This is a genomic window from Bradyrhizobium sp. F1.13.3 (genome assembly GCF_040548265.1).
Classification (GTDB): Bacteria; Pseudomonadota; Alphaproteobacteria; order Rhizobiales; family Xanthobacteraceae; genus Bradyrhizobium.
In genome coordinates, this window is sequence record NZ_JBEPRI010000022.1 from 117,846 (window position 1) to 130,833 (window position 12,988).

Here is a 12,988-nt window from a genome sequence, read left to right on the forward strand (position 1 = left end):
GTCAACGGCGGAACACGCTACGGGTTCTTCGTTAACCGATTGTTAGGCCGACATTCGTGAAGGCCGAGATGTGTGAACGAGCGCCCGCTAACTTTGCCGAGCGCGTCGTGGCTATCCGATCAATGCTTCAGTGCGCACACGTGGTCACGAGCAGCATGGTCCGGCTGCATTGCCACTCGGACCCCAACATTGGTTCATGGACTCCACGAGGAGTACCGACGGCCATGGTAGTACCAGCCGCCACCAGAACAGCGGCCGTCAGCGCGAGCATTCGATAGCGTGCCAAGTTCCACTTCATTGCGCTTCCCTCCAGTGGAAGCGCGCACGCTAGGCTCAGGAATACCTCCCGCTTGTGAACTACTTCACAGGACGTTTCCTAACAGTCATCACAGTCGCGTGCAGCAAGCACGCTGCGTCAACCAGCGGCCCCCGAGGCGCTAGCCCCCGAGGCGCAGTCATACGTGATGCTGCAGTCCCCAGAAGGCGATCAGCAGAAGGGCTGCGGCCCCAATTCCCAGCAATAGGAGAATGGCTTCCAGCATGACGAATCAAGCCCCGCCCAAGGGAATCATACACATGGGTGAAACTTAGTCATCGTGGACTGGCCTGCCCCGGTCCGATCTGATCAGAAGAAAAACCCGCCGGCCTCCCCTATCGTGAGCACCGCATCATCAACCGGCAATTAAGGGATCTGGAACTATCTTACACGTAAGTTCTTCCGTTCTGAATGGCCACTGGAGGCTAACAGATGACGGATGAACAGCTAGCTCTTCAAGCTGTTAGTGACGCCCAGCGCATTTTGGAAGAATACTTAGAACCGAGGCCCCGGAATAACGAGCGCATCATCTTGGACAAGCTGGTGGAAGTGCTCGAGCGGCCAGATCTTCTGGTCGCTGTTCATCGGATGCAGCGCGGCTCGTAAGCGCTCCGTTGTCCCGCCGTTGCTGGTCGGCTCGTGCGAATTCGAGCCAGTCCTCAGCAAGCTTTAGCCACGGCTCCGCGTCGACGGGCTGACGGGCTTGCGCCGCCCGTTCCCTGCACACCTCAGCTAACTGGTAGAAGCGAAGTACATCTTCCGACATGCAAAATGACGCGACTACGCCCATCATCCCGCCTCAAGAGTATCGCCTCTTCCGACACTGTCTGTCGAGTATCTCACATATCATCCCTGATTGGGGTGAATCCTCGCCACTGTGCTAAATGGGCAACCCCACCGGCCCGCAGACGCTATCAAGTGCCGGCTTTGCCGGTTGCCAGCGCGTCACAACTCAGCAGGCGGCGTACCAGCCATCAGGAAACGGTAGCAGAGGCCATTCGCCCGCGGTGTCATTCGCGGCCTCCGGCTCGGCGACGATTGGCCCACTTGCCGAAGGACACCACGCAGCAGGCGCCCCCGGCGCGCGATCATAGGGGTGCTGATCGGAAGGCCCTGTGCTGCTTAAGTGCATAGACTCGATCGAGGGCATAAGTGCACCCCGCGCTCTTAATATCTCACAATTAATCAGTTAATGTAGCTATTAAATATTAAATATTTGACTTGTTCAATCACGAAATGGTTGAATAGGCTTGTCCTACCGCCGCTCGTGCGCGGTATTTTGAGGCCAGCGACCATGTCCTTGGCATTCCCGCACTGGCTGATGATCGCAGGGGCCCTACTGGTGGGTGCCGGCTATATTGGTGTCCTCGTCAGCGGAAAGAAAGCGAACCGGGTTGATCGACCTCCAGGCGAGCCGATCGATCTGCCGGCTTTACCGCTCCTCAACTCGCATGACGCGCAGTAACTCGCGCGCGTTTCCCCAAGAGCGAGGGTTAGCAGTGGCTGTCAGAATTGAATGGGGTCCGCTTGAGGCGATAACGAACGTCCGCAACGAAGCGTGCAAGGCCCGAGACTTCATCATCCAATCCCATGATGGACACGTGCAGGGGCAGATTGTCGTGCCTGACGATGCCGATCAGTTCGTCATGGGGGCATGTGAAATCCGGCTTCTCGAACTGCTAAAGGAGGCCGTCAAGGAAATGGAGCGGTGAAAGCGCCGAAGATCGCAGCACCAAAGCGTGTACTCAATTTCGATACACGTGACCAAAGCGCCCGGTCGCCGGCGCGAACTGGCGAGCCCTGTCCCAGCCACGCCTACAGTCTCAGATTACCTGCGGACTGCTTGCCCCGATCGCTCACGATCTCGTAGTTCACCTTTGCACCTTCTGCCAAACCACTGAAGCCAGCCTTCTCCACCGCTGATATGTGGACAAAGACGTCCTTCCCGCCGTCGTCGGGCTGAATGAAACCATAGCCTTTGGTCGCGTTGAACCACTTCACAATCCCTGTCGCCACGCACGTCTCTCCTGAAAAATGAACGTCGCAAGATGACAGAAGCTGATAAAAATGAAAAGCCCGCGCCAACCGAGGATCCCGTTTAAGGTGCGAGTTGGATGCATGACCGCTTATACTGGGACAGGCGTCATGTTGCTGCCCACATGAGGAAGGCAGCCAACGTGAACCGGCGCCTCCCGTGAATTTCTCACGGTGGACCAGCAGGGAACGAACACCTCGATAGGGAGCTTGAGAATCTTGCCGGCTCCCCGCGGAGCTGGCGGAGCGGCTCCGGCCACCCAAAACTCCCCCTGAAGCGGGGGCAATCTCACTGCTGGCGCGTACACAGTCGGGACGAACTCGTCGGCTTTGAAATGGCCGGCAGCGTGAACCGGAAAATTTTGTTGCAATCAAATGCGACGCGCTAACGCACTGAGCGCAGATAATGGTCTGGTCGGTTGGCGCGGTTCATCTCAGCGAAGGCCTTCCCCAACTCTTCCGCCGTATGCTTCGCCTTGAAATTCTCCCATGCGACCATGAATCGCCCCTTCGCTTCATCGAACGAGCCAGCTTCCCCGAACGGCGGACCGGGAAGCGTCACGATGCACGTCCACAACCAGAACCTCGGCAACCCCTGCCATTCTCGCCAGCAGCTCGCTTCAGGGATGCCGAGTGCGAACGCACCCGCAGTGTTGTTCTTTGGGGCAAGCTCGTCAGCCCGTCGTGAACCGAGTATCGGCGATGTGCCGCGCAGATTTCCTGCGGTTCATTGGTTTACCAACATAACACCCTTGGGCCATGTCGAAACCCAATTCCTTGACCGTCAGGAAATCGGCTCTTCTTTCGCCCCTTTCGCGACCGTTCGTGTCTTGCCTTCGGACATTTTTACAATCCTCATGCAAGCCGCGCGCTTTAGCCCGTCGCCTGCGCACCCATCGATAAATTTCCGATCAACCTTTAGCTCAAAATGGCCACTCCTCCTGGCCGAGGAGCGAGGGCCATTCTGCACCTAACCCATCAACGGAAAGGCCAACATTGTGGAACTTTAGCGAATGCGCGGCATCCCTTGCAAGCCTGAAGTCACGCAGAAGCTCCGTGCCATCGATCTCGATAATCAGTCCCGGAAAGGCCGGATGCCTGGGAAGAAGCTTCTCAATCGTCGTAAGTGCACCATCGCTTGTGAGAAACGAAAGCGGCAGATTGATCGCAAGTACAATTGGCCCGCATTCCGAAACGAAGCAATGCCAATCCGCCACCGCTTGGTTGATAAGGAATTCCGACAAAGCTGCGTAATGCGGGTCTCTGTCGTCCGCTTTGAAACAGCCGGGAGAGACCATACCCCAATGAGGATGTCTGATGCGGACGAGTGCTCCGTGAGCCTCCTTGCGGATCATCGCATGGAAACTGGCTATGACTTCTCGAGCTTCCACCAGGAGAGGAATGCCTGCTCAATTGCCGCAATAGTGACGGTCTCTGACTTTGATAGCGTATCGCGGCCATTGGTCATCAGCGCGCGATAGGTCTCGCGGACGGTACGCGCTGCAGGCTCTGAGCATTGGGCATTTCGGCACGCCAACGGCGTGTCGCCCATTCGGCAACGACTCGCACCGAGCTAAATCCCTGCGCCTTGAGGCAACCCCACAGGTCGGCGCCATTATAGTGACGAGGGGTCCACTGAACATCGAGCCATGGCAGGCAACGTACGGAGCGTCTTAGGTGGCTCGCGGCCTCTCGCCCCACCAAACTGCGGCGGTCCGTTCAATGTCCTCCTCGGTCTATAATCAGGGCGAAGACATTCACGCCACTGATTGAACCCCTGCACATACAGGCGGTGTTGACGCTCGCTTCGCCAGAGAGCTCTAGAACTGATGCCGTTAACGTGGTGCGTTGCAGCGAGCTATCTGCTTGCTGCGCTGCGTCTACGTTCCGCCATGGGTAGTACATCACCTTTCTACATATGAATCGGGGATGTGCCGGAACGTGCGTTATGAGTTTGCATTGTTTCTCTGTTTTGTGATTTGTAGCGAGGTCGATCATGCGTCCGCTTTCTGGAATGATAATGATTGCAGCGGTCTCAACTTGGACGGGGCTTCATGCGACCCCTGCCGTCGGGCAAACATTCAATGACAGATGGTCCATCGTTCCAAAGGCTCACGCGGAGCCCGCTCCTGAAGGACTCGATCAGACAAAGAAGGAGGAGCCGCAAGCGCAGTCTCCGAACGGACAAGAGCCGAAAGATCGTTCAGGGGCTCAATCCTTCAATCGATTCATTTCCGGAAAAGCCTCCTACTATTCCTATTCCAAAGGCAAGACAGCGAGCGGTTCATCGTTTGATCGGAATCTACTAACCGCGGCGCACCGCCGTCTGCCGTTCGGCACGAGAGTCCGCGTCACTGATCTTGAGACGAATAAGTCGGTGGTCGTTCGTATCACCGACCGCGGACCATGGGTCCGTGGCCGCGTCCTCGACCTCTCGCTGGCGGCCGCGCGCAGCTTGGGGATTACAAATCGTGGCGTTGCTCAAGTCCGTGCTGAGGTGTTGTAGCAGACGTGCATTGCCCTGCGAAAGCACGCAACCGCCGCCCACGCGCCCGTACGTCAATAGTCCGGCTTTTGGCCTGAAACGAATTTGCCGTGTCTCTAAAGAACCCTGACGCTATCGCGGCCCTCGTATCGGCCCTTAGGCTCGTCCACGGAGACGAAGTCGCGCGTACCATGCTCCAGGAAGGTATGAGCCTCGTCACGCTGATCGACACGATGTTCTCCGCGCCGATAGCACATCGCGATGCCGTTCGATACGTCGCGAGTGCCTTAGATGACTTCGCCATTACACCAGAACTCGGCCCGGTCTGGCATCTTCGTTACCTGTATGATGATCAGCCCGGCTCATTTCGCGTCGTCGATTTGGAGATAGCCACGCCGGCCGGTACGCTGTCCAGCAACGACCTTTGGCTTCGGCTGCCCGTCTAACTAGCTCCCAAGCTCTGCGATGCCGGACCGTGCTTCGACGATTAGCCGGACCCCTGCCCTACGTGCCGGCCTTGTAGGTCTTGATCGTGCCGGCCGGTATGTCACAGCATGAGAGGGCGCCGCTGCAGCTCATCGATGCCCTGTCTCCGCAGGGCTGCGTCTTTACATGCCATGGCCTGAGCCCAGTTGGCCGCGATGATCCAACTGCTCCCCCGCCCGTTCACGTCGGCGAAATTGCGAGATCGGTGGCGCCGAGCGAGGCCTGAAATCTTGATTTCACTTGCATCCTGCGTGCAGGATGGCAGCTCTCCCAAATCCGCGAGGGATCGACCTTCCGAGCACGAACGCGACGAAGAGCGACTGCAAGAAAGATTTTAGAAGCTAGCAATTGAAACCGGCGTGTGCAGAAAGTATTCGCAGTTGAGCGGCGCGAGGCGTGCGAAAAGGACACTATGCCTGTCGAAGTCGCGAGAGCCCAGCAGGACGAAAAGGTTCACATCCTTGCCGGCGGATGCCCATAGTGGCATCACGTATGGCGATTTGGCCGAGTTACCGTAGTTCATTACCGTAGCTTATTTCTAGAACCGTCCGCGGTTTGCGAAAAATGAACATCTTCGCGAGGGTTTAGCGCCCACAGTTTGGAGGAGTGGATATCCTCGGCGTGGCGAGAACCAGGGACCGGTAGCTCGCCCCCTTCCGCGAAAGCGCTCTGCGTTTTTTCCGCGCGGAGCTTGCCACTTCTACGGTTCGAGCCACGTTGGCACATTAGATCGCGGGAGCCGCTAGGCTCAGTCGCGCTTGACCGAAGTGAGGTGTGGGGCTCCCGGCTGCGGCTAGCTTCACAAGCCACCTGCGGAATCCTCCGCGAAAAGTGTGGAGAGGTAGTCTGGAGCGGCCGGATTATGGGCGCGATGATCCATCGCAATGAGCCCGCGAGCGCGCCCAGGAGGCCGTTCGAGAAGCCGACCGGCCGGAGGCGGAAGCCTGGTCCGTCCGCATGGAATGCTACGGGGGCCCTGCGCAGCCCTGCCCGACGATCGATCAATGCTTAGTGGCGGACTCGCCTGGCTGGAGGTTGAGTGCGCCCGCTGCAAGACACGCGAGCCTGCCATTCGACGTCATACATCGGCATAAGCACACGCCGCACTGGAGTTTAGGCGCTTTTTCCTGCCTCGATCAGCCTCGAACTTTCGGCGATCGGACTCATTTGCCGACGGCGCCTTCGCGCGCAGCGCTGGGCCCGAGCGCACAGGCTAAAACTGTGCTAAACAACGAAAGTCAGCACCGTCGTCAAGGGTTCATATGGAGCACCAAATGGCTTCCACGCGGGACGACAGCGTCGCGGAACGGCAGATCGCGGAGGAGCTTTCGCACCTGACGCGCAAGGCGGAAGACGGTCCCTCGGTCCAGCCGACCATGGAGACGTCTCGCGCACCGGCAACGAACCATCAACCGACGAAACAGCGCCACGTGGCCTTCGTCTGCTCTCTGTTGGCTGTGTCCTTTGCTGCTTGGTGGTGGTGGTCGTCCTCCGCACAACCGGCGACGAGGGCCCCTTCGGACCCTGCACCCCTGACGCGGGGCCCCCGAGATGCTGCGGCGCCGAAAGACGCGGCGCCGTCTGCAATCGCCCTGGTTTCCGACTTGACGCAGCAGCTGCAGTCGATGACGCGCGATCTCGCTGCCTTGAGGCAAGCAGTCGAACAGCTTAACGTGACGCAAGAGAAATTGGTCCACGACAATGAAAATGTCGCGCGCCAACTCAAGACAGGCCAGGAAGAACTCGCACGTAACAGCCGTGTCATCGACGATGTCAAAGGGATCCAGATCCAGATGGCACGCGAAAGTCAAACGCTCACCGATCGCCTCAACGCAAACCAGGAGCAACTCGCCCGCGCCACGGCGAACGCCTCAGCACCAAAGGAGATGATGCCTGAAGTTACGAACGCGATCCCAGAAAAGCCACAGGTCATGCAGGAAGTACCATTGCCGCGTCCACGGCAGTCGGCCAATGTTGCCCAGGCGCCAAAGCCGGCGCCAATTGCCAGACCGCAAGCTATAAAACCGCAACCGTCGTTATCGTGGCCATGGTCGCGCTAAGCCGCGACCGACCTGCTCATGCGGCCGAAACTAAAGCTATGGAGACGGACGCCGTTGACTGCGGCTCCTATTCAGACTTCGGATCTGGCCCGCTGTCGCCCCGCGGTCCCTTTCGCGACGTAATCGCCCTACCGTAGACCTTGTAAATCCGCGAAATCATCAGGATGATCGGCCAGTCGTGGCATCGCTCGCGAGGCCTTCATGCGAAAATGCGAAGTCGCTGTGCTGGGTCTAGGACTCCTGGGCGGAGCAGCGCTCAACTCATTGTTGGATGCCGGCGTCGATGCGCTCGGCTTCGACCCCGTCGGACCCGGTTCGGATCGAGGCTCGTCACATGGTTCATGTCGAATTTTCCGTCGCTTCAATTTCGAAAACCCCAACTACACCAGCCTGAGCGACGAGGCTCATGCCGGTTGGATCCGGCTGCAGGCCGAAAGCCGTCAAACGGTTCTGACGGAAACCCCTGTTTTGGAGGCAGGCCTCCTCGGCTCTGCGATGGTGGCGTCGTCACGCGCGGCCGCGATCGCGAAAGGGCGCCCTGATCCGATGTTGACCGCGACCGTAGCGAACAAGGAATTTCCGGCTTTCACCCTGCCCGACGACTGGGACGTCGTAGTACAAGACGGTGGCGCGATACTGCGGACCGGTGTCGTCATGAGACTGATGCGCTCACGCGCCGGGAACCGTGTGATTCCGGAACGCGCGAGCTTCACGCCGCACCAAGACGGCGTATCGATCCGCACGGTGACCGAAGAGTTCTTCGCCGAGCGCGCGATTCTGGCGCTGGGTCCATGGCTCGGTCGCGCACTCCCGACACTGGGCGCGCTGCTCAACGTGACCCGACAGGCGGTCGGCTGGTTCAAGCCGACCCGCCCTGACACTGTGGCGCTCGGTCGTTTCCCGATCTTCATTCTGGACCGAGGTCCGAACGACGTGGTCTACGGCTTTCCGGACTTCGAACAGCGCGGCGTCAAAGCGGCGCCTCACAACCACGGGCCCGTGGTCGGCCCCGACGACTGGGGTCCGCAGGCCACCGAGGCCGAACTCCGCCCGGTCGGCGATGCGTTGGCGGCCCTTGTCCCGGGCGCGGCCGGGCCAATCATCGATCGAGACGTCTGCCTCTACACCAACACCGTGCCCGCCGACCGCCTGCCCGATGCGGGCGAGGAATTCATCATCGATCGCTGGCCGGATTCCCGCCTAATCGTCTGCTCCGCGTGTTCGGGCCATGGTGCGAAGTTCGCGCCTGCCATCGGGCAAAGGCTTGCCCGACTGGCCACCGATCCGTCCTACGAAGCAGAGTCATTCTTTCAGCTTTCCCGATATTCTCAATTCGCCTGAGCGGATATCGCGGCGTGGCCGGATCGGCTACGTGACCCTGGCGGTGTCACTGGCCGATATGTTCTGCGCCGGCGAGCTTAGGCGCGGGACCTCCGAATTCGCGCGCGAAGACTCTTGAAGCGCGAATTGAGCCTTGAGCCGTGGTGTGAATGGGCGTGGGGGTCCCGGGGTTGATCGGCACGATAGGTCTCTGATTCACATCACATACCCGGACCGCCGATCGGCCTAACGTGAGCGCGAGTTGGCGATTGGGTGACCCCGGTCCCCAGTCAGCCAAGGCCGTGCGGCATAGATCCCGCACGGCCTTGGGTGCAACTGTCCAGGCCCAGCCGGATTCCGTCGCAGCAGATCTACCGTCCCTGCATTGCCTCGAACGAAGCCCGTCATTCGCGACGGGGTCAAGCTTATCGGTTTGAAAGCTCCATGGTGTGATGACGCCCTGCATCCGCGACGGCTGCTCACCTCGGCGTGGTGCATTGATCGTCCGCGGACCGGCAGCCTCAGCAGCCGCATCAAGGCTGTGCGGCTCCATCGAATGGCGCGACCCGCGGGCACTTTTGTTATCCACAGTGTGAGTTGCGACACACCGTACTGGCGCGATTCGTTATACGTTTAACGTGCGCCCTCAGGGCGCCTTTCCTTTCGCCGCGGCGCTGGCAATGGCCGCCCGGCACTGTGCGACGTCCGCGGCTTTCACTGCCGCTGCCCTCCCAGCAGGGTCAGTTGGCCGCCCCTTGTCTGCGTCCGGATGGCAGCGAAGGCCTCAGTCCAGCGCACCTCATCGCGTTGGAGCTTGCCGCGGCGTTCTTAGCCGAGAGCCGCAGAGGTCGACATGCTCGGAACCGAGAGTGTAGCCCGAGATAGCTCCAAAAGACACACGCCAGACGGTGTTCGGATAGCTGCCGGCGCACACCAAATGTGTCGTATCGGACGCATAGTTGACGCAGCGCTGTAGACACTGCCTCGCCAGAGCAGCTTGGCGATCGGGGCAGATCAGGCCGGTTCTTTCCTCTTCGGCCCTCCCAGCGTCGTCCTCAAAAAAGCAATTCCGCAACTGCGCATTTCGAGTCAACACGTTCATGCATTGAGCGGTCGCCTCGCCGACCTGCGCCTTGCTCGGTTTCACCAATGGGCACTCTGGGGGAATCTGAGCTGGGACCACGTAGGTACGCGCTGGCCGGCGGGCGAGCACGGCGGCTCTGTGCTTGTTCACCGCGGACCCACGTGACGGCCCTCGAGAATCTTCGGCGCAGGCGATAGGAAGGCATCTGGTCCACAGCGGACCGCTGCTCACGCACCGATTGGCGTCTGGCGCGCAGCCGGTGGGGCAACAGGTTTGCGCAGACGCGGGCAATACCACCGCATATGCCAAAACCAGGATTGTCACCTTGAGATGGCGCATGTTGCCCCCACCACACAGCAGCTAAGCGGCGCTCGACGGGTCCTTTTCAATCGCGCTCATTCTTCTTCTTGTCATCTCCATCCTGGCCGCCAAAGCCCGAGGAGCCCTTGTTACCGCCGCCACCGCCAGATCGGGAGCCTTCCTCTCCGGAATGCGCGACCTTGGAGCCCTTTGCGCCACCCGAGTTCTCGCCGCCACCCCCGCCAGAGCCCCCAGCACCGCCGCCGGTTGATGAATGCTCCTTGGTCGAGTGATCCTCGGTCGCGCTGTGTGGATCATTGTCGAAAACTGAATGACTGCTGCCGCCTCCGCCGCTATATCCTGCTCCGTCTTGGGCGCCGGAACGTGCGATGGCTGTTGACGTTAACGACGTCGACAGCAGTAGCGTCATCGCTGGCGGGGTTACGGCAGCAAACCTGCCACAGGTCTTCAAGAACTCCCGGCGGTCTTCGTCTTCTTCTGTTGTGGGCATCGGGTATCCCCTCGGGCTACTGCAACTGTTTAACTTAAACCAGATTAAATAAATTAAATCCTTTTTATTAGTTCAATCACGAAAAGTTACGTTCAGGTGCGCCCACCATTGGTCGTACTGCCCTGCCCGAGCGGCGGCAGAAGTTCTGGATCAGGGTGAAGAACCGCAGCCACCACCTTGGCAAATGCGAGCCGCTAGACCCGTTGGCGCTGAATTATTGCGGCAACAACGCGGGTCAGTCGTAACTATGCTGTATAGATTTCAGTTGCGTGGGCTTCTCTTGCGTTTATCCACCTACGCAAGTCTGTCTCGAATCCACCAAGGCCCTCAACTGAGCAATTCGGCCAACATCGAACACGTCGCGGCTTTACGTTCCTACGTTTCGCATTTGGTGCCGCGTACCGGGACCGGATGACGCTGGTGTTCAGCCTCGTGCTTGGAATCGCAGTGATGCAGGAATTGTTGCAAAAGCTGACGCCAGATTGCGATGCTAGATTGCTGGATGCGTCCGAAAAGGTGGTTGGCGGGTCCTCGGGATTTTGCTCGCCAGCATCGCTTTACGCCTGATTGAGCGCTGGACGGCTGCATCTGATGTCTAACGGCTCTTGCGGGTTGGGTTCATGCCCAATCGTGCCATAAGCCAAGGACGCCCTCGACATAGCTCACGTCGCAATGTCGATAATCGACTTGGCGACTGCGAGCTGGTTGGGTCCCTAGTTAGCCTGCTCAGTCCCTTCAACCAGGCCAGGAGCCGACTAGTTGGTAAGGTTCGGGTTTGAACTCTCCCGGTACTGTGATTGGATTGCCAATTGCCTTTCCCGCCGCGCGGATAGTGTCGATGAACAGCTTCGCGGCCGGGTTCAAACCGATCGGACCACCATGTCCTCTAGCTCCAACGCCAGTATCAGCAAGAGAGCGCGCACGAAGGCTGAGGCGGATTTTGCCACCTGGCTCATGATGGCCAAGCTCGGTGGTTTCGATGACCTGCCGTCCAGCGCCCAAAGCTTTCTGAATAACTATCGAACTCGGCTCGAGACAATGAGCGAGCCAGAGTCCGCGGCCCTAGCTGTTCGCGAGGTCTACAGCGCTTATTACAGCGAGATGGGAGGCGTAGGCGCAGCGCCGGAACCAAAGGCTCAGACGCCAACGACAGAGGGCAAACTCGTGCGGTCCCAGAGACCGCCTAGACCTCAACCCGGTCAATCGGCTGCGCGCGATTCGCCGAGGCCAATGACCCGAAAATCCCTCCCGGCACTGCTGATTTTCGCAAGCATGGTGGCACAGTTGTCGCATTCGCATTTTTAGCGCAGTAAGATCGCCCGCGAAATGTGTGCGACCTCCGCTTTTCCCCCGACAGCGACCTAGCTATCGGAGATCGTGCACTTCGCATTTGGGCCACTTCCGGACCTTCGTTGCTGGCTTTCTCGCGGATCACAAGTAACGCACAGTATGCCGTATCGCTATCTCGACCTATCAAGCATCCTGCCGCCGTTCGATGCCCGGAAAGCAACATAGCACCGACGACATGGCAGGCGCCCTGCGCGGCTGCACTTGGGGTGATCCATAGGGCCTTGCTGAACGATCTCGTTCATCCACCATACATCCGACACGGCACAATACTTGCTACAGCGCGGGGACGCCGATTAGTGCGTGCGGAGTTGTTCCCAGATGGGACGAAAGGTCCGGGCTTCAAAGACGCAAAAGCGTGTTACGCCAGACCTACGTACGCATACGACGAAGACCGCCTGATTGACGCGTGCGCGCGGGCACGGCGAGCCATATGATGGCTTGCGGGAAGGTCAGGCGGCTTGCTGATCGGCGGACTTGCCGGCTTGGTGCAGGAGCTTCCATTCCCAGGGCAGCAGTTCGCGCAGCCGCGACGCGGGAAGATCGGCGATCCGGGCGAGGACTTCAGCGAGCCAGGCCTTTGGGTCGACGTCGTTGAGGCGGCAAGTCGTGATCATCGTCAGCATGATCGCGGCACGGTCGGCGCCACGTTGGCTACCAGCGAAGGTCCAGTTGCGCCTTCCCAAGGCAATGCCTCTCAATGCACGCTCAGCGCAATTGTTGGTCAAGCAGATCCTGCCATCGTCGAGGAAGCGGACGAAGTCGTCCCAGCGCTTGAGCATGTAGTTCATGGGCTTCAGGACCTCAGCGGAGCGCGAGAGGCTTTCTCGCTCGCGGAGCAGCCAGTCGTGCATGTCGTCGAGCAGCGGCTTGCTCCGCTCCTGGCGCACGGCCCGCCGCTCGTCGGCACTACGGCCGTTGATGGCGCGCTCGATCTCGAACAACGCATCCAGGCTGTCATTCGGCTTGCAATATTGACCCCCTAAGCCGGGGGATCGGCGTCCAAAATTGACCCCCTATAGGTTGGTCTGTTGCGCTGCCTGCT

General features: G+C 59.5%; 10 protein-coding genes and 3 pseudogenes. 8 read left to right on the forward strand and 5 right to left on the reverse strand.

Translation table 11 applies throughout. The features are described from left to right. Positions 1-748 precede the first annotated feature (748 nt). The 3 genes from ABIB66_RS37985 (at position 749) to ABIB66_RS37995 (ending at position 2,028) form a co-directional block, all read left to right on the forward strand. Positions 749-922: a hypothetical protein gene (locus tag ABIB66_RS37985; RefSeq protein WP_009859265.1), complete on the forward strand. Its 174-nt coding sequence runs from the start codon at positions 749-751 to the stop codon at positions 920-922. Positions 923-1,610: 688 nt separating this feature from the next. Then, positions 1,611-1,781, forward strand: a complete 171-nt coding sequence (locus ABIB66_RS37990) for a hypothetical protein (protein WP_354258412.1) — start codon at positions 1,611-1,613, stop codon at positions 1,779-1,781. Positions 1,782-1,815: 34 nt separating this feature from the next. Then, the gene (locus ABIB66_RS37995) at positions 1,816-2,028 is read left to right on the forward strand and encodes a hypothetical protein (protein WP_354258415.1); all 213 of its coding nucleotides are present in this window, start codon (positions 1,816-1,818) and stop codon (positions 2,026-2,028) included. A 103-nt stretch (positions 2,029-2,131) separates the two neighbouring features. Here ABIB66_RS37995 and ABIB66_RS38000 read toward each other — a convergent pair whose 3' ends face one another. From ABIB66_RS38000 to ABIB66_RS43725, 3 genes and pseudogenes are all read right to left on the reverse strand, one after another. Beyond that, positions 2,132-2,332, reverse strand: a complete 201-nt coding sequence (locus ABIB66_RS38000; protein ID WP_354212046.1) for a cold-shock protein — start codon at positions 2,330-2,332, stop codon at positions 2,132-2,134. Between the two features lie 941 nt (positions 2,333-3,273). Continuing rightward, positions 3,274-3,705 (reverse strand): EAL domain-containing protein, encoded by a 432-nt coding sequence (locus tag ABIB66_RS38005; protein ID WP_354214166.1) that lies wholly within the window; start codon positions 3,703-3,705, stop codon positions 3,274-3,276. Further along, positions 3,685-4,006 (reverse strand): annotated as a pseudogene (locus tag ABIB66_RS43725) (ISL3 family transposase); the annotation flags it as partial. The gene ABIB66_RS38005 and the pseudogene ABIB66_RS43725, both read right to left, overlap by 21 nt. 364 nt (positions 4,007-4,370) lie before the next feature. Between ABIB66_RS43725 and ABIB66_RS38010 the strand changes: the two are divergent. From ABIB66_RS38010 to ABIB66_RS38025, 4 genes are all read left to right on the forward strand, one after another. Continuing rightward, positions 4,371-4,856 carry a septal ring lytic transglycosylase RlpA family protein gene (locus ABIB66_RS38010; protein ID WP_354212052.1) on the forward strand — a complete coding sequence of 162 codons (486 nt, stop codon included), beginning with the start codon at positions 4,371-4,373 and terminating at the stop codon, positions 4,854-4,856. Between the two features lie 185 nt (positions 4,857-5,041). Next, positions 5,042-5,281 carry a hypothetical protein gene (locus ABIB66_RS38015; protein WP_354212053.1) on the forward strand — a complete coding sequence of 80 codons (240 nt, stop codon included), beginning with the start codon at positions 5,042-5,044 and terminating at the stop codon, positions 5,279-5,281. 1,314 nt (positions 5,282-6,595) lie between these two features. After that, positions 6,596-7,381 (forward strand): hypothetical protein, encoded by a 786-nt coding sequence (locus ABIB66_RS38020; protein ID WP_354212054.1) that lies wholly within the window; start codon positions 6,596-6,598, stop codon positions 7,379-7,381. 201 nt (positions 7,382-7,582) lie between these two features. Then, on the forward strand, positions 7,583-8,722 hold the full coding sequence (locus ABIB66_RS38025) for an FAD-dependent oxidoreductase (protein WP_354212055.1): 1,140 nt from the start codon (positions 7,583-7,585) through the stop codon (positions 8,720-8,722). Between the two features lie 1,571 nt (positions 8,723-10,293). Here the strand turns inward: ABIB66_RS38025 and ABIB66_RS38030 are convergent. Further along, positions 10,294-10,596, reverse strand: a pseudogene (locus tag ABIB66_RS38030) (hypothetical protein); the annotation flags it as partial. A 411-nt stretch (positions 10,597-11,007) separates the two neighbouring features. Here ABIB66_RS38030 and ABIB66_RS38035 point away from each other — a divergent pair. Next, positions 11,008-11,163: a hypothetical protein gene (locus ABIB66_RS38035; protein WP_354258421.1), complete on the forward strand. Its 156-nt coding sequence runs from the start codon at positions 11,008-11,010 to the stop codon at positions 11,161-11,163. 1,232 nt (positions 11,164-12,395) lie between these two features. Here ABIB66_RS38035 and ABIB66_RS38040 read toward each other — a convergent pair. Continuing rightward, positions 12,396-12,893 (reverse strand): annotated as a pseudogene (locus ABIB66_RS38040) (IS66 family transposase); the annotation flags it as partial. Positions 12,894-12,988: the final 95 nt, after the last annotated feature.

Coding starts and splice junctions, on each gene's coding strand:
- ABIB66_RS38020 (WP_354212054.1), top strand. CDS start 6,596: ATGGCTTCCACGCGGGACGACAGCGTCGCGGAACGGCAGATCGCGGAG.
- ABIB66_RS37990 (WP_354258412.1), top strand. CDS start 1,611: ATGTCCTTGGCATTCCCGCACTGGCTGATGATCGCAGGGGCCCTACTG.
- ABIB66_RS38010 (WP_354212052.1), top strand. CDS start 4,371: ATGATTGCAGCGGTCTCAACTTGGACGGGGCTTCATGCGACCCCTGCC.
- ABIB66_RS38015 (WP_354212053.1), top strand. CDS start 5,042: ATGAGCCTCGTCACGCTGATCGACACGATGTTCTCCGCGCCGATAGCA.
- ABIB66_RS38025 (WP_354212055.1), top strand. CDS start 7,583: ATGCGAAAATGCGAAGTCGCTGTGCTGGGTCTAGGACTCCTGGGCGGA.
- ABIB66_RS38005 (WP_354214166.1), bottom strand. CDS start 3,705: ATGATCCGCAAGGAGGCTCACGGAGCACTCGTCCGCATCAGACATCCT.
- ABIB66_RS38035 (WP_354258421.1), top strand. CDS start 11,008: ATGACGCTGGTGTTCAGCCTCGTGCTTGGAATCGCAGTGATGCAGGAA.
- ABIB66_RS37985 (WP_009859265.1), top strand. CDS start 749: ATGACGGATGAACAGCTAGCTCTTCAAGCTGTTAGTGACGCCCAGCGC.